Consider the following 15647-nt stretch of genomic DNA (forward strand, 5'->3'; position numbering starts at 1 on the left):
AAATGCTGCCGAGCTATTTGTGGGCCGCCAGGCCCGTAAATAGTCGATTTCGAAGCCCCACCCCGGAGGGCCCGGCCCCCGCCCCCCCCACCGGCCGAAACGGCCAGCCGCCCCCGCTCCCCGCACCCCCCACCCCCCGCACCACCGCGGCGCGGCCATTCCGATCCGCGGCGCCGTGTGCCACGATCTGACGGAACGTCAGATACGAGCAGAGGGAGGACGACGTGGTGCGGATCCTGCCCGAAGGGCGGCTGCTCTATGGGATGCAGTTGCCGATCCAGTCGTTGAGCACCATCTACGCCGAACCGTGGGAGACGGACGCGGCGCCCGCCGACCTCGTGGCGGTGGCGCAGGCGGCCGACCGGTTCGGGTTTGCCTATGTCGGGTCGTGCGACCACGTCGCCATCCCGCACCGGCTCGCCGGCGCGATGAGCACGACCTGGTACGACCCGGTGGCGACCCTCGCCTACCTCGCCGCGGCGACCACGCGGGTCCGGCTGCTCAGCCACGTGGCCGTGGCCGGCCTGCGGCACCCGCTGATCAGCGCGAAGCAGTACGCGACGCTGGACCACCTGTCGGGCGGCCGGCTGATCCTCGGTGTCGGGGCCGGGCATGTGCGGGAGGAGTTCGACGCGGTCGGCGCGGATTTCGACCGGCGTGGGCCCGTACTCGACGAGACGATCGACGCGCTGAAGGCGGCGTTCGCCGAGGAGTTCCCCTCCCACCAGGGGGAGTTCTTCGCGTTCGACGGGCTCGGCCAGCGCCCGCGCCCCGCGCAGCCGGGCGGGCCGCCCGTCTGGGTCGGCGGCTCGGCGCCCGCGGCGGTGCGGCGGGCGGCGACCAAGGGTGACGGCTGGCTGCCGCAGGGCGACCCGCGCGACCGGATGCCGCAGCAGATCGCGAAGCTCAGGGAGTTGCGCGAGCAGGCCGGCATCGAGGAGCCGATCGACATCGGCGCCATCGCCGAGCCGCTGCACGTCGGCGAGCCGACCTGGCACGTCGGGCGGCGCACGCTGCACGGCAAGCCGGACGCGCTGGCCGAGAGCCTGCGCGAGTACCGCGCGATGGGCGTGGGCCAGATCCAGGTGCGGTTCCGGAGCCGGAGCCGGGACGAGCTGATCGAGCAGATGGAGGCGTTCGGTACGGACGTCGCCCCGCTCCTCAACGACTGAACCGCACAACCGGCCGAACTACGTGAGCGACCGAGGGAGAGACATGGGCAAGCTGGACGGGCGCGTGGTGCTGATCACCGGCGCGTCGCGTGGGCAGGGCGAGCAGGAGGCGCGGCTGTTCGCCGCCGAGGGGGCGAACGTCGTCCTCGCGGACGTGCTCGACGAGCAGGGCGAGGCGCTGGCCAAGGAGATAGGGGACAGCGCGCGCTACATCCATCTGGACGTGAGCCGCGAGGAGGACTGGGCGGCGGCCGTCGCCGCGACCACGGAGGCGTTCGGCCGGCTCGACGGCCTGGTCAACAACGCCGGCATCCTGCGCTTCAACGAGCTGGCGAGCACCCCGCTGGAGGAGTACCAGCTGGTGGTGCAGGTCAACCAGGTGGGCGCGTTTCTGGGGATGCGGGCGGCGATCCCCGCCATCGAGGCGGCGGGCGGCGGCACGATCGTCAACACCGCCTCGTACACCGCGCTGACCGGTATGTCCCTGCTGACGTCGTACGCCGCGACGAAGGCCGCGATCGTCGGGATGACGCGGGTGGCGGCGATGGAGGTAGCGGCCAAGGGGATCCGGGTGAACGCGATGTGCCCCGGCGCCATCGACACCCCCATGTCCAACCCCTCCCAGCTCGATCCGTCGGCGGACCCGGCGGAGACCTCGGCGGCGCTCGACGAGTTCTACAAGAAGCTCGTACCGATGGGCCGGATCGGTCAGGCCGCCGAAGTGGCGAAGCTCGCACTGTTCCTGACCAGCGAGGACTCCTCGTACATCACCGGGCAGCCGTTCGTCATCGACGGTGGCTGGCTCGCCGGGGTCTCGGTCTTCTAGCCGCCGAATCTGACACATCATCAGCTATTGACGCTCCGCCGAGGCGGTGCCAGAGTCGTTCGTATCTGACGGAGTGTCAGAAAACTTTAGGACGGTGAACCTCCTTGGAATTCGGGCTCTTTGTACAGGGATATGTGCCTGTCGCGCGCTCCGCGGTCGACCCCCAGGCGGAGCACAAGGTGCTGCTGGAGGAGACCGAGTACGTCATCCAGGCGGACAAGTCCGGCTTCAAGTACGCCTGGGCCTCCGAGCACCACTTCCTGGAGGAGTACTCGCACCTGTCGGCGAACGAGGTCTTCCTCGGATACCTCGCCCACGCCACCGACCGCATCCACCTCGGATCCGGCATCTTCAACCCTCTCGCCCCCGTCAACCACCCGGTGAAGGTCGCCGAGAAGGTCGCGATGCTCGACCACCTCTCCGAGGGCCGGTTCGAGTTCGGCTCGGGGCGCGGGGCGGGCAGCCACGAGATCCTGGGGTTCATGCCGGGCATCACCGACATGAACCACACCAAGGAGATCTGGGAAGAGACCATCGCCGAGTTCCCCAAGATGTGGCTCCAGGACGAGTACGTCGGGTTCCAGGGAAAGCACTGGTCACTGCCGCCGCGCAAGATCTTCCCCAAGCCGTACGGGAAGTCCCACCCGGCCATGTGGTACGCCGCCGGATCGCCGTCCTCGTACGCGATGGCCGCCAAGAAGGGCTTGGGGGTACTCGGCTTCAGCGTCCAGAAGGTCTCGGACATGGAGTGGGTGCTGGAGCAGTACAAGAACGGCATCCAAGAGGCCGAACCGATCGGCGACTTCGTCAACGACAACGTCATGGTGACGTCCACCGCCATCTGCGCGGAGACACACGCCAAGGCCGTCGAGATCGCCGCCAAGGGCGGCCTCAACCGCCTGCAGTCGCTGGTCTTCCGCTACCACGACACCTTCCCCCGGCCCGAGGGCATCCCCGAGTGGCCGGAACTGCTCCCCGAGTACAGCGAGGAGATCATCGAACTCCTCATCGCCGAGGAGCTGATGATCTGCGGCGACCCGGACGAGGTCACCGCGCAGTGCAAGCGCTGGGAGCAGGCCGGCGCCGACCAGCTCTCCTTCGGGCTGCCGATCGGGATCTCGTACGAGGACACGATGAACACGATCAAGCTCATCGGTGAGCACGTCATCCCGAAGATAGACACGGACCCGGTGCACCGCACCACCCGGTTCCGCCAGGCGGCGGGCCAGTAGTAGCGGGGGCGGCGTCTTCCCGGACCGCCGCCCCGCGCCTCCGGCCGGGACAGGGCGTCATACGGCAGCGGTCTGCCGACCTGTCCGGACCGGAGGCGCATCCACGTTCGCTCGACTCACAACCCGGAGAGGTGAGATCGACCATGCTTGACCACCTGATCAAGGGCGCCACCGTGGTGGACGGCACGGGAGCCCCCGCGTACACCGCCGATGTCGGCCTGCGCGGCGGCAAGATCGCCACCATCGCCGAACCGGGCACCGTGACGGAGCCCGCGCGGACCCAGGAGGACGCCACCGGCCTCGTCCTGACCCCCGGCTTCGTCGACCCGCACACGCACTACGACGCCCAGCTGTTCTGGGACCCCTTCGCCACCCCGTCCATGAACCACGGCGTCACCACCATCGCGGGCGGCAACTGCGGCTTCACCCTCGCCCCGCTCAACCCCGCCCGCCCCGAGGACGCCGACTACACGCGCCGCATGATGTCCAAGGTCGAGGGGATGTCCCTCAAAGCCCTGGAGGACGGCGTCGACTGGACCTGGTCCTCCTTCGGCGACTACCTCGACGCCCTCGAAGGGCGCATCGCCGTCAACGCGGGCTTCATGGTCGGCCACTGCGCGCTCCGCCGCCACGTCATGGGCCCGGACGCCGTCGGCGGACAGCCGACCGCCCAGCAGCTGGAGCAGATGCTCCAGCTCTTCCACGAATCCATGGCCGCCGGCGGCTGGGGACTGTCCACCACCCAGTCCTCCACCCACTCCGACGGCGACGGCCGACCCGTCGCCTCCCGGCACGCGGGCCGCGACGAACTCATCGCCCTGTCCCGCGCCGTCGGCGAACACGAGGGCACTCAGATCGAGGCGATCGTCGCCGGCTGCCTCGACCAGTTCGCGGACGAGGAGATCGACCTCTTCGTTGACATGAGCGCCGCCGCCGGACGCCCGCTCAACTGGAACGTCCTCACCATCGACGCGGCCGTCCCGGCCCGCGTCCCCCGCCAGCTCGCCGCCTCCGAACGCGCCCGCAAGGCCGGCGGCCGCATCGTCGCCCTCACCATGCCGATCCTCACGCCGATGAACATGTCCCTCGGCACGTTCTGCGCCCTCAACCTCATCCCCGGCTGGGGCGAGATCCTCAACCTCCCCGTCCCAGAACGCATCGCCAAGCTCCGCGACCCCGCCGTCCGCGCCGAAATGCTGCGCAGCGCCAACAGCCCCGAAGCCGGCGTCTTCCGCCGCCTCGCCAACTTCGGCCGCTACGTCATCGGCGACACGTACTCCGAGGCGAACGCCGGGGTCAGCGGCCGCGTCGTCAAGGACATCGCCGCCGAACGCGGGCAGGAGGCGTTCGAGACCATCGTCGAGATCTGCGCCAACGACGACATGCGGACCGTCCTGTGGCCGATGCCCACCGACAACGACCCCGACAGCTGGGCGCTCCGCGCCCGCACCTGGGAGCACGAGGACGTGATGCTCGGCGGCTCCGACGCCGGCGCCCACCTCGACCGCATGTGCGGCGCCCCCTACACGACCCGCTTCCTCGGCGACTGCCTCCGCGGCCGCCGGCTGGTCCCGCTGGAACAAGCCGTCCGCATGCTGACCGACGACCCCGCCCAGCTCTTCGGCCTCCGCGGCCGCGGCCGGGTGACCGAGGGCTACTACGCCGACCTCGTCCTCTTCGACCCCGCCCGCATCGACGCCGGCACCGCCACCCTCGTCCACGACCTCCCGGGCAACAGCCCCCGGCTCGACTCGCGGGCGATCGGCATCGTCTCCGTACGGGTCAACGGGGTCGAGACCATCAGAGACGACGAAATCACGGGCGCCGTCCCAGGAACAGTCTTGCGATCAGGCCGCGACACGGTCTCCGTCAACACGGTGTGATCCGGCACCCGGCCGGTTTCCATGCTCAACTTCGTTGTCTGAAAGGCCTGGTGGTCCCTGTTTGCGTCTTCCGGTGGTCGATAGGCTGCCGGGTGAATTCTGCATGATTCACACCGGGGGGCCTGAATCCGATGGAGCTCGACCGAATTTTCGATCGACGACGATCGTCGCCGATCACTGTCGACGAGGTCTTCGTCGACCGCGTCCACTACGTGGCGGCGTTCGAGGAGGCTTTGCGGGCGCTGCGTGAGCATCCGGAGCCGGCGGGTTCCGCCGCGCCGCCGCGCCGCAACGCACTGGTCTTCTATGGGCTGGGCGGTATCGGCAAATCGACGCTGTCCCGGCGGATGGAGCGGCGGTTACGGGAGGGAGAGCTGTCGGACGGCGCCGACCGGCGGTTGGCCTGCCGGATCGACCTCGACGACGGATCGCTCGGTGATCTGGAGACCTTGGTGATCGCCGTCCGGGGCACCCTCGGAGAGGCGATGCGCTCCTGCCCCGCCTTCGATCTCGCCTTCGCGGTGTACTGGCAACGCTGCCACCCGGGAGTGCCCCTTCAGTCCGCGATCGCCCAGAATTCCTCCCTCGGACGCGTCGGGGAGTCCCTGTCGCTGTCCCAGCAGGTCGACGGAACGTTGGACGCCCTCCTGGGCCCCATACCGTTGGCAGGGCTGGCCCGCCGGGCAGCGGGACTGCTCGTCGGCACCATCCGGGAGCGACTGCGCAGGGACCGGCTGCTGGCAGACTGCCCCGGCTTCGCCGAGCTGCTCGATGTCGAGTCTCCGGCGGACATGCTGCCGTTCCTGCCCGCACTCCTGTCGTGGGACCTGGCGGAGCACCGTCGGCGCAAGGCCCTGGACGTGGTCGTGTTTCTCGACACCTTCGAGGTGGTGGACGGCCGGCGCAGGGCGGCCGGCGGTCTTGAGGACCAATTGGCCCGGTTGGTCTATCTGATGCCCAACGTCCTGTTTGTCATCACCGGGCGGAACCGGTTGCTCTGGGGTGAGAGCCACCACCCGGCGATCCACTACTCGGGACCGAATTACTGGCCTGGTTTGGCCGCTGCGCCGTCCGGTCTGGTACCCGCCATGCAGCACCGGCTGGCCGGTCTGGAGGACCCCGACGCCGATTCCTACCTGCGGCTCCGGCTGACCCAGGAAGGGGAGCCGGCCATTCCGGAACAGCTGCGGCGCAGGATTGTCGATGCTTCGGGCGGGGTACCGCTGTACCTGGAACTGTCCGCCGAATATTTCGACCAACTGTGCGCGGACGACCGCGTCCCGGCCGCGGAGCAGTTCGGAGGGACGTTCGCCGAGATGGTCATCCGAGTGGTCCGTGATCTGTCAGCCGACGAGCGTGCGCTGTTGCGTGCCGCCTGCCTGCTCGACCGGTTCGACGCTGCCCTGCTGCACGCGGCGGTCCCCCGGGCCACCGACGCCGTCGTGCGACGCTTCCTCGAACGGCCGCTGGTGCAGGCGGACGCCACCCGCTGGCTGCCCTATGCGGTGGACGAATACATTCGCAACGCGGTGCGGCTGCACGATGTGGACACCGATGACGCCTGGTCCGACGACGAATGGCGGATCGCCGCCCACCGGGTGCTGGATCTGCTGCGCGACCGGATGCGGGGGTGCGTGAAGAACCCCACCGCCTCCGACCGGACGCAACTCGGGGAGGGCTTCACCACTGCCGGACTGCTGACCCTGGGCGTGGAGCAGGTTCCGGACTGGCTCTACGACTTGGCGTACGGGCTGGACCTGTGCGGTCTGGGCGCTGTGCTGACGGCCACGGAGCACTGGCCGCTTCCCGCGGGCAATCCCCCGGCGGAGGCGTTCACCCTGATGTGCCAGGGCATGGCGGCACGCAGCGCGGGCGACCGGTCCGTCGCCCTTTCCCTGACGCAGACGGCTCGGGCGCATCCCGGTGTCGGTGCGTACCAGCGGCTCTTCATCTCTCATCGGCTGGCCAAGGCCATGGAGGAGTGCGGCCGGTACGCCGAGGCGGAGCGGCTGGTCGCCGAGGTCGCGCTGGAGCCCGGTCCGCTGCGGGAGAACGCCGAGAAGGACTTGGCCTGGATTCAATGGCTGCGCGGCGACGGACGGCGGCTACAGACCTGGGCCCTGCCGCTGTGTGACAGCTCGCTGGGCTTTCGCCGTGCGCAGTCCCAGGACCTGCTGGGACAGTTCAGCTTCCTGCAGGGCGATTTCGCGGCGGCCGAGCAGTACCTCCGGAACGTGGCCGACGACGCCGAGCTGGAGGCGGCGGGGATGTCCCGGGACACCAGCTATCGCCATCTCGGCATGGTGCTGTCGCTGGCCCGCCCGTTGGACGCCGAGGGCGTACTCGACCGGGCTTACGAGATCAACCGGGAGGTCGGAACGGCGGTCGGGGTGGCGCAGACCCTCGTATGGCGGGCCGCGGCGCACACCGGACGCGAGCCGGCCGCCGAGGTCCTGCGGCTGCTCGCGGAGGGCGAGGACCTGCTGGCCCGCAGCGGTGGCGGCGCCGACCGCTGGATGGTGCTGACCGTCCGGCTGTTCCTCGCGGCGGTCGGTGGCACCGACGCGGAGGCTGTCACGGCGGCCGAGGCGCTCGTCGGCCATGTCGAGGAGCAGGGCTGCCATCCCGGTCTTGCCGAGATCGCCCAGTGCTGGCTGAACGTCCGTGGTCTGGAGCTGTCGGTCCCGCAGCTGGAGTACTGGATCGATCGCGAGAAGTCGTTCGACGCCTGGGCGGCCATCCTCGTCGACCGGCGACGGGCCAGGGTCGCCTCGGACGGCTGACCCGGCGGACAACGAGGTGGTGCTGCTCCTCCTCGGGAGGAGGAGCAGCACCGGAGCGCGACCTGCAGGGACGGTGACACAGACGACGGAGAGTGCGAGGACATGCGGATCAACACCACGATCTTCCTGACCGACGAGACCATCGGCCCGGTGCGTCTTGCCGAGGAGTTGGAGCAGCGCGGGTTCGCCGGGTTGTTTCTGCCGGAGCACACGCACATTCCGGTCTCCAGGACCACGCCGGCGCCGATGGGGGAGCCGCTGCCGCGGGAGTACGGGCGGACGCTCGATCCGTTCACCGCGCTCGCGGCGGCCGCGGCCGTCACCAGGCGGCTCGCCCTCGGCACCGCCATCACCCTCGTCGCGCAGCACGATCCGATCGTGCTGGCGAAGCAGATCGCGACGCTCGACCACCTGTCGGGCGGGCGGTTCACGCTCGGGGTGGGTTTCGGGTGGAATGTGGAGGAGGCGGCGGACCACGGGGTGGAGTGGGCGCGGCGGCGGGATCTGGTACGGGACCGGATGCGCGTGATGCGCGCGCTGTGGGCGTCCGAGCCGACGGCGTACAAGGGCGAGTTCGCGTCGGTGGCGGCGAGCCAGGCCCATCCGAAGCCGGTGGGTCCGTTGCGGACGCTGGTCGGCGGTGCCGCGGGGCCGAAGCTCTTCGGGCACATCGCCGACTACGCGGACGGCTGGATGCCGATCGGGGGCGGCGGCCTCGCCGACGCGCTGCCGCGGCTGCGGGAGGTGTGGGACGGGGCGGGCCGCGGGCCGGGCGGGCCGCAGATCGTTCCGTCGGCGGTGCGCCCGACCGAGGGCAAGCTCGCGCACTTCGGTGAGCTCGGCATCGAGGAGTGCGTGGTCCAGCTGCCGCCGGCCGGCGAGGCCGAGGTGCTGCGCGTGCTGGACGACTACGCCCGGTTCCTGTGACCCGCGGGCTGGAGTCCTGGTGGAGCGGCGGGCCCCGGTCGGCGATGACCGGCCTGGTCGGCGCCCGGGTGGCCAACGCCATAGCAAATGCCATGGCCCCGCGCGCCGGGCAGCGACCTATGCTCGGGAGATGACCATGAGCCTGTCCCGCCCCGAGGAGCCGACCCCCACCGCCAACGGCATGCGGCGCGCGCTGAAGCGTGCCCGCGACGGAGTCGCGCTCGACACCGCCGAGGCGGCGGTGCTGCTGCAGGCACGTGGTGACGACCTGGTGGATCTGTCCGCGACCGCGGCCCGGGTGCGTGACGCCGGCCTGGAGACGGCCGGCCGGCCCGGGGTGATCACGTACTCGCGGAAGGTCTTCATCCCGCTGACCCGGCTGTGCCGCGACAAGTGCCACTACTGCACCTTCGTCACCGTGCCGGGCAAGCTGCGCCGCGAGGGCCACGGGATGTATCTGTCTCCCGACGAGGTTCTCGACATCGCGCGCAAGGGCGCCGAAATGGGCTGCAAGGAGGCCCTGTTCACGCTCGGGGACCGTCCGGAGGAGCGCTGGCCCGAGGCGCGGGAGTGGCTCGACGCGCACGGGTACGACGACACGCTCGCGTATGTGCGGGCGATGTCGATCCGGGTGCTGGAGGAGACCGGGCTGCTGCCGCATCTGAATCCCGGCGTGCTGTCGTGGCAGGACCTGCAGCGTCTCAAGCCGGTCGCACCCTCCATGGGCATGATGCTGGAGACGACGGCGACGCGGCTGTGGTCCGAGCCCGGCGGCCCGCACTACGGCTCGCCCGACAAGGACCCGGCCGTACGGCTGCGGGTGCTGGAGGACGCCGGTCGCTCCAACGTCCCCTTCACCACCGGCATCCTGATCGGGATCGGGGAGACGTACGCGGAGCGCGCGGAGTCGCTGTTCGCGATACGTAAGATCGCCCGGCAGTACCACGGCATCCAGGAAGTGATCATCCAGAACTTCCGTGCCAAGCCGGACACGGCCATGCGCGGTATGCCGGACGCGGAGCTGGAGGAGCTGGCGGCGGCGATCGCGGTCGCCCGGCTGATCCTCGGCCCGGCGGCCCGGATCCAGGCGCCGCCGAACCTGGTGGACGGGGAGTACGCGCGGTTCATCGACGCGGGGATCGACGACTGGGGCGGGGTGTCCCCGCTCACCCCCGACCACGTCAACCCCGAGCGCCCGTGGCCGCACATCGACGAGCTGGCGGAGCGGACCGCCGCCGCCGGGTTCACGCTGCGCGAGCGGCTCACGATCTACCCCGAGTTCATCCAGCGCGGCGAGCCGTGGCTCGACCCGCGCCTGCTGCCGCACGTACGGGCCCTGGCGGACGGCGCGACGGCGCTGGCGGACGAGAGCGCGAAGCCCGAGGGGCTGCTCTGGCAGGAGCCGGAGGAGGCGTTCACGGCCACCGGCCGGACCGATCTGCACGCGACGATCGACACCACCGGGCGCACCGGTGACCGCAGGGACGACTTCGACGACGTGTACGGCGACTGGGAGTCGCTGCGCGAGCAGGCGGCGCCCGGCATGGTGCCGGACCGGGTCGACGGGGACGTACGGTCCGCGCTCGCGACGGCCGCGGACGATCCGACGAAGCTCACCGACGAGCAGGCGCTCGCGCTGCTGCACGCGGACGGCCCGGCGCTGGACGCGTTGTGCCGGATCGCGGACGACGTGCGGCGCGACACGGTCGGCGACGAGGTCACGTACATCGTCACCAGGAACATCAACTTCACCAACGTCTGCTACACCGGCTGCCGTTTCTGCGCCTTCGCGCAGCGCCGCACCGACGCCGACGCGTACACGCTGTCGCTGTCGCAGGTCGCCGACCGCGCCGAGCAGGCGTGGGAGGTCGGCGCGACCGAGGTGTGCATGCAGGGCGGTATCCACCCGGACCTGCCGGGCACCGCGTACTTCGACATCGCGCGGGCGGTGAAGGAGCGCGTGCCGGGCATGCACGTGCACGCCTTCTCGCCGATGGAGGTCGCCAACGGGGCGACGCGTACGGGCATGTCGATCCGCGACTGGCTGGCGGCGGCCAAGGAGGCCGGGCTCGACTCGATTCCTGGTACGGCCGCCGAGATCCTGGACGACGAGGTGCGCTGGGTCCTCACCAAGGGCAAGCTGCCGACGGCGACGTGGGTGGAGGTCGTGAAGGCCGCGCATGCGCTGGGCCTGCGGTCGTCCTCCACGATGATGTACGGGCATGTGGACCAGCCGCACCACTGGCTGGGCCATCTGCGGCTGCTCGCCGAGATCCAGCAGGAGACCGGCGGCTTCACCGAGTTCGTGACGCTGCCCTTCATCCACACCAACGCGCCCGTCTACCTGGCCGGTATCGCCCGCCCCGGCCCGACGCTGCGGGACAACCGGGCGGTCACGGCGATGGCCAGGCTGCTTCTGCACACCCATATCCCCAACATCCAGACCAGCTGGGTCAAACTGGGCGCGGAGGGCGCGGCGGAGATGCTGCGCTCCGGGGCGAACGACCTGGGCGGCACGTTGATGGAGGAGACCATCTCCCGGATGGCCGGTTCCAGTTACGGCTCCTACCGGTCGATCCAGGATCTGATCGCCATCGCGGACTCCGCCGGCCGGCCGTCCCGCCAGCGCACGACCCTGTACGGCGAGGTCTCCGAGGAGCGCCGGGCGGCCGGCCTCGCCTCCGACGGCCACCTGCCCGAGCTGCTGCCGGTGCTCGACGCGTAGCGGTGACCGTAGTGGTGATCGCAGTGGTGACCGCGTAGTGGTGATCGCAGCGGTGAGGGGCGGACGGCGTATGTACAGGGGGCGTGCGACGGGCCATGGCCGATGCACCCCCTGTGCCGCTGGGGACACGGGACGTGAGCGGTGATGTCGACTATCGTGCTGCGATTGACAGCTGCTGACCGAAGGGGCTCGCTTTGACGGCGGTTTGGGGACGTGCGCAGCAGCAGGATTTCCGCAGCCGCGTACGGGGCTGCCTGCTCGGCGGGGCCATCGGTGACGCGCTCGGCGCGGGCATCGAGTTCGACTCGCTGAAGGCGATCCGGGCGGAGCACGGCCCGGACGGCGTCACGGACTTCGTGCCGGCGTTCGGCCGCCGTGGCACGGTCACCGACGACACGCAGATGACCCTTTTCACGACGGAAGGGCTCATACGGGCCCAGGTGCGCCGTGACAGCGGCGCCTGGCATCCGCCCACCGATGTGCACCGTGCCTACCTGCGCTGGGCGGCCACCCAGAGCGACTGGGGGCCCGACGAGCGCCGCAAGGACACCGGCTGGCTGGCCCGCGAGGAGTGGCTGTACGCGCGCCGCGCGCCGGGCCGGGCCTGTCTGAACGGGCTCGGGGACGACCGGATGGGCACCGTCGAGAACCCGAAGAACCCCGGCTCCAAGGGGTGCGGCACGGTGATGCGCTCCGCGCCGTTCGGGCTGCTGGTCGGCTGGGAGGCGGGGTTGGTCTTCCAGCTCGCGGTCGAGTGCGCGGCGCAGACCCACGGCCACCCCACCGGCCAGTTGGCCGCGGGCGCGTTCGCCGTCATCGTGCACGGCCTGGCGCGCGGCGACGCGCTCGACGGCGCCGTGCAGCACGCGCTGGCGCTGCTCGGCTCGCGCCCGGACCACCAGGAGACCACCGACGCCCTGCAGCGGGCACTGGGCGCCGTACGGCAGGGGATGCCGTCACCGGAGCGCGTGGAGTCGCTGGGGGAGGGCTGGACGGCGGAGGAGGCGCTGGCGATCGGCGTGTACTGCGCGCTCGTCGCCGAGGACGTCCGGCACGGTCTGCTGCTGGCGGTGAACCACGGCGGGGACAGCGATTCGACCGGTTCCGTCTGCGGCAATCTGTTGGGCGCGCAGCACGGCGAGACGGCTCTGCCACCGTCGTGGATAGCGGAGCTGGAGGGGCGCGGCACGATCCTGCAGCTCGCGGACGACTTCGCGATGGAGATGACGCAGGCCCCGGCGCTGCACGGCCCGGCCGGCTCGTCACCGTCCTGGCTGGAGCGCTACCCGAACGCGTAGGGCCGGAACACCCATGAACCGGCGCGTAGGCGCCGAACGCGTAGGAGGTGGGGCAGGTCCTCCGCCGAGGACCCGCCCCACCTCCCGTACGCTCCAAGCTGCGCCTCAGTCGTTGGCGGGAACCGCCGCCGTGTCCTGGGGCTTGGCCGGCTCCGGGACGGCCGCGGCCGCGGCGGATCCGCTGTCGCCACCACCGTCGCTGTTGATCTTCTCCAGCAGCGCGTCCCGCTCCGGGGTGTCCTCCGGCTTGATGAAGCCGATGCCGATGTACAGGACGAGCGAGACCGCGAGCGGTACCGAGATCTGGTACTCCAGGTTCACCCCGCCGTCGATCGCGTCGTTGATCGGGTAGTTGAGCAGGTAGAACGCGAGGAGGCCCATCGCCCAGCTGGTGAGCGCGGCGGTCGGCCCGGACTTACGGAACGGTCGCAGCAGGCCGAGCATGAAGGGGATCGCGATCGGTCCCATCAGTCCCGCCACCCACTTGATGACGATCGTGATGATGTCCTTGAAGGTGGGCGAGTTGACCTGGGTGGCGATCGCCATGGACAGGCCGAGGAAGGCGAGCGTGGTGAGCCGCGCGGCGATCAGGCCGGCGCGCTGCGTCCACGCCCGTGCCGTCTTGGAGAACGCCGGGGCGATGTCACGGGTGACGACGGCCGCGATGGCGTTGGCGTCGGAGGAGCACATGGCCATCGTGTGCGAGAAGAAGCCGACGACGACCAGGCCCAGCAGTCCGTGCGGCAGCAGCTGCTCGACCATCAGGCCGTACGAGTCGGATCCGTCGGGCTTCTTGGCGGTGACCAGCAGCGGGGAGACCCACATCGGGAAGAAGAGGACCGCCGGCCAGACGAGCCACAGGGCGGCGGAGAGCCGGGCCGAGCGGGTGGCCTCCTTGGCGTTGCTGGTGGCCATGTAGCGCTGGGCCTGGTTCCACATGCCGCCGTTGTACTCGAAGGTCTTGATGAACAGATACGCCAGCAGGAAGATCAACGTGTACGGTCCCGCGGTGCCGCTGGTGTGGCCCTGCAGCTTCGGGTCGTCCCAGACGTTCCAGATCCCGCTGATGCCGCCGATCTTGCTGAGCGCGGCCACCAGCATGGCGAGGCCGGCCAGCAGCTGGATGACGAACTGCCCCAGCTCGGTGAGCGCGTCGGCCCACAGGCCGCCGACCGTGCAGTAGATCGCGGTGATCGCGCCGGTGATGACGATGCCCTGGGTGATCGTGACGCCGGTGAACACCGACAGCAGGGTCGCGATCGCCGCCCACTTGGCGCCCACGTCGACGATCTTCAGCAACACGCCGGACCAGGCGAGCGCCTGCTGCGTGGTGAGGTTGTACCGGTTCTTGAGGTATTCGAGCGGCGAGGCGACATGCAGCCGGGAGCGCAGCCGGCTGATCCGGGGCGCGAAGAGGTTGGCGCCGATGGCGATGCCGATCGCGATCGGGAAGGACCAGGTGACGTAGGACGTCACCCCGTACTTGTAGGCGATGCCCGCGTATCCGGTGAACATCACCGCGCTGTAGCCGGACATGTGGTGCGAGATGCCGGCCAGCCACCACGGCATCTTGCCGCCCGCGGTGAAGTAGTCGCCGACGTCGTCGATGCGCTTGTGCGACCAGACTCCGATCGCGATCATCACGCCGAAGTAGGCGATGAGTACAGCCCAGTCGAGATTGTTCATGTCCCCTCCAGGGGGTCCGCCTTGTGAACGTGAAACGCACTTCGCTGTGACGTTCGCTGCGGCGGTGCCCCCGTGCGGGAGTGGGGACTTCCGGGATTGAACCCCCTGTCAGGGCGGTCGGTCAAGGGTCTCCGCGTTCAAGAGTCTGAACAGGAATCAGAAAGCCGAACGATTTTACTTGTTCTTGACCTGCCTTGGCATTGTCGTGACCGTGACGGCGAACACACGATGAGCGGGCACTTCGCTGGACGTCCTGCAGGGCATGACGAAGTACCGCGCGGGAACGGGATCCCGCGCGGTAGGAAAAGGGGGAGTTACGGTCTACCGCATCAGCTCGCCGGCGTTCACCAGGAGCGACTGCCCGGTGATCGCGCGAGCCCGGTCGGAGGCGAGGAAGATCGCGGCCTCCGCCACGTCCCCGTCCGTCGCCAGCTCCGGGAGCGCCATCCGCTCGGTGAGCCGGCCCAGCACCTCGTCCTCGGGCACGCCTTCCGTGTGCGCCGAGAACTGCACGAACGCCTGCACCGGCGGGCCCCACATCCAGCCGGGCAGCACCGTGTTCACCCGGATCCGGTACGGGCCCAGCTCGCGCGCCACCGAGTACATGGCCGACGTCAGCGCGCCCTTGGACGCCGCGTACGCCGCCTGCCGCACCTGCGAGGGCGCCGCCACCGCGGACTGCGTCCCGATGAACACCACCGAGCCGCCGTGCGCCTTCAGCGCGGGCAGGCACGCCTTCGTGAGCCGCAACGTTCCCAGCAGATTGACGTCCAGGACGCGCTGCCACGAGGCGAAGTCCGCGTCCTCCAGGCCGCCGAAGTAGCCGTCCATGGCGGCGACGTGCACGACCGCGTCGATACCGCCGAACCGCTCGACGGCGAGCGCCGCGAGCGCCTCGCACTGGTCGCCGTCGGCGATGTCGGTGGAGAGCCACGCGACCTTCGACCCTTCCGGGTCGATCTCCTCCGCCACCTTCGCGAGCTGCGCCTCGGTCCGCGCGCCGAGCACCACGTTCGCGCCGTCGCGAGCGGCGGCGGAGGCGACGCGCTGCCCGAGCCCGGCGCCGACTCCGGATACGACCACGGTCTTTCCTGACAGCAGCATGCTCGCCTCCG

General features: G+C 70.2%; 10 protein-coding genes. 8 read left to right on the top strand and 2 right to left on the bottom strand.

The genetic code is table 11. The features are described from left to right. Nucleotides 1–263 precede the first annotated feature (263 nt). The 8 genes from AC07DC_RS36630 to AC07DC_RS36665 all read left to right on the top strand — a co-directional run bounded on the left by AC07DC_RS36630 (nucleotide 264) and on the right by AC07DC_RS36665 (nucleotide 12846). A complete protein-coding gene (locus tag AC07DC_RS36630; protein WP_478919126.1) occupies nucleotides 264–1172 on the top strand; it encodes a TIGR03619 family F420-dependent LLM class oxidoreductase in 909 nt (302 codons plus the stop codon). Between the two features lie 43 nt (nucleotides 1173–1215). Next, complete coding sequence (locus tag AC07DC_RS36635; RefSeq protein ID WP_478918950.1) at nucleotides 1216–1998, top strand: SDR family NAD(P)-dependent oxidoreductase; 783 nt, start codon at nucleotides 1216–1218, stop codon at nucleotides 1996–1998. Nucleotides 1999–2102: 104 nt separating this feature from the next. Next, the gene (locus AC07DC_RS36640; RefSeq protein ID WP_478918951.1) at nucleotides 2103–3230 is read left to right on the top strand and encodes an LLM class flavin-dependent oxidoreductase; all 1128 of its coding nucleotides are present in this window, start codon (nucleotides 2103–2105) and stop codon (nucleotides 3228–3230) included. Between the two features lie 143 nt (nucleotides 3231–3373). After that, nucleotides 3374–5113, top strand: coding sequence for an N-acyl-D-amino-acid deacylase family protein (locus AC07DC_RS36645; protein ID WP_478918952.1), 1740 nt, complete (start codon nucleotides 3374–3376; stop codon nucleotides 5111–5113). Nucleotides 5114–5244: 131 nt separating this feature from the next. After that, nucleotides 5245–7896: a hypothetical protein gene (locus AC07DC_RS36650; RefSeq protein WP_478918953.1), complete on the top strand. Its 2652-nt coding sequence runs from the start codon at nucleotides 5245–5247 to the stop codon at nucleotides 7894–7896. A 102-nt stretch (nucleotides 7897–7998) separates the two neighbouring features. Next, entirely contained in the window at nucleotides 7999–8823 is an 825-nt protein-coding gene (locus tag AC07DC_RS36655) for a TIGR03619 family F420-dependent LLM class oxidoreductase (RefSeq protein ID WP_478918955.1), read from the top strand. A gap of 130 nt (nucleotides 8824–8953) precedes the next feature. Beyond that, nucleotides 8954–11548: a bifunctional FO biosynthesis protein CofGH gene (locus AC07DC_RS36660; protein ID WP_478918956.1), complete on the top strand. Its 2595-nt coding sequence runs from the start codon at nucleotides 8954–8956 to the stop codon at nucleotides 11546–11548. Nucleotides 11549–11742: 194 nt separating this feature from the next. Continuing rightward, nucleotides 11743–12846 carry an ADP-ribosylglycohydrolase family protein gene (locus AC07DC_RS36665; protein WP_478918957.1) on the top strand — a complete coding sequence of 368 codons (1104 nt, stop codon included), beginning with the start codon at nucleotides 11743–11745 and terminating at the stop codon, nucleotides 12844–12846. 105 nt (nucleotides 12847–12951) lie between these two features. Here the strand turns inward: AC07DC_RS36665 and AC07DC_RS36670 are convergent, their stop codons facing one another. Next, entirely contained in the window at nucleotides 12952–14532 is a 1581-nt protein-coding gene (locus AC07DC_RS36670) for a sodium:solute symporter family protein (RefSeq protein ID WP_478918958.1), read from the bottom strand. Between the two features lie 321 nt (nucleotides 14533–14853). Further along, complete coding sequence (locus AC07DC_RS36675; protein ID WP_478918959.1) at nucleotides 14854–15636, bottom strand: SDR family oxidoreductase; 783 nt, start codon at nucleotides 15634–15636, stop codon at nucleotides 14854–14856. Between the last annotated feature and the right edge of the window lie 11 nt (nucleotides 15637–15647).

It is taken from the genome of Streptomyces sp. NPDC045021 (assembly GCF_056432645.1).

Coding starts and splice junctions, on each gene's coding strand:
- AC07DC_RS36630 (WP_478919126.1), top strand. CDS start 264: ATGCAGTTGCCGATCCAGTCGTTGAGCACCATCTACGCCGAACCGTGG.
- AC07DC_RS36635 (WP_478918950.1), top strand. CDS start 1,216: ATGGGCAAGCTGGACGGGCGCGTGGTGCTGATCACCGGCGCGTCGCGT.
- AC07DC_RS36645 (WP_478918952.1), top strand. CDS start 3,374: ATGCTTGACCACCTGATCAAGGGCGCCACCGTGGTGGACGGCACGGGA.
- AC07DC_RS36650 (WP_478918953.1), top strand. CDS start 5,245: ATGGAGCTCGACCGAATTTTCGATCGACGACGATCGTCGCCGATCACT.
- AC07DC_RS36655 (WP_478918955.1), top strand. CDS start 7,999: ATGCGGATCAACACCACGATCTTCCTGACCGACGAGACCATCGGCCCG.
- AC07DC_RS36660 (WP_478918956.1), top strand. CDS start 8,954: ATGACCATGAGCCTGTCCCGCCCCGAGGAGCCGACCCCCACCGCCAAC.
- AC07DC_RS36670 (WP_478918958.1), bottom strand. CDS start 14,532: ATGAACAATCTCGACTGGGCTGTACTCATCGCCTACTTCGGCGTGATG.
- AC07DC_RS36675 (WP_478918959.1), bottom strand. CDS start 15,636: ATGCTGCTGTCAGGAAAGACCGTGGTCGTATCCGGAGTCGGCGCCGGG.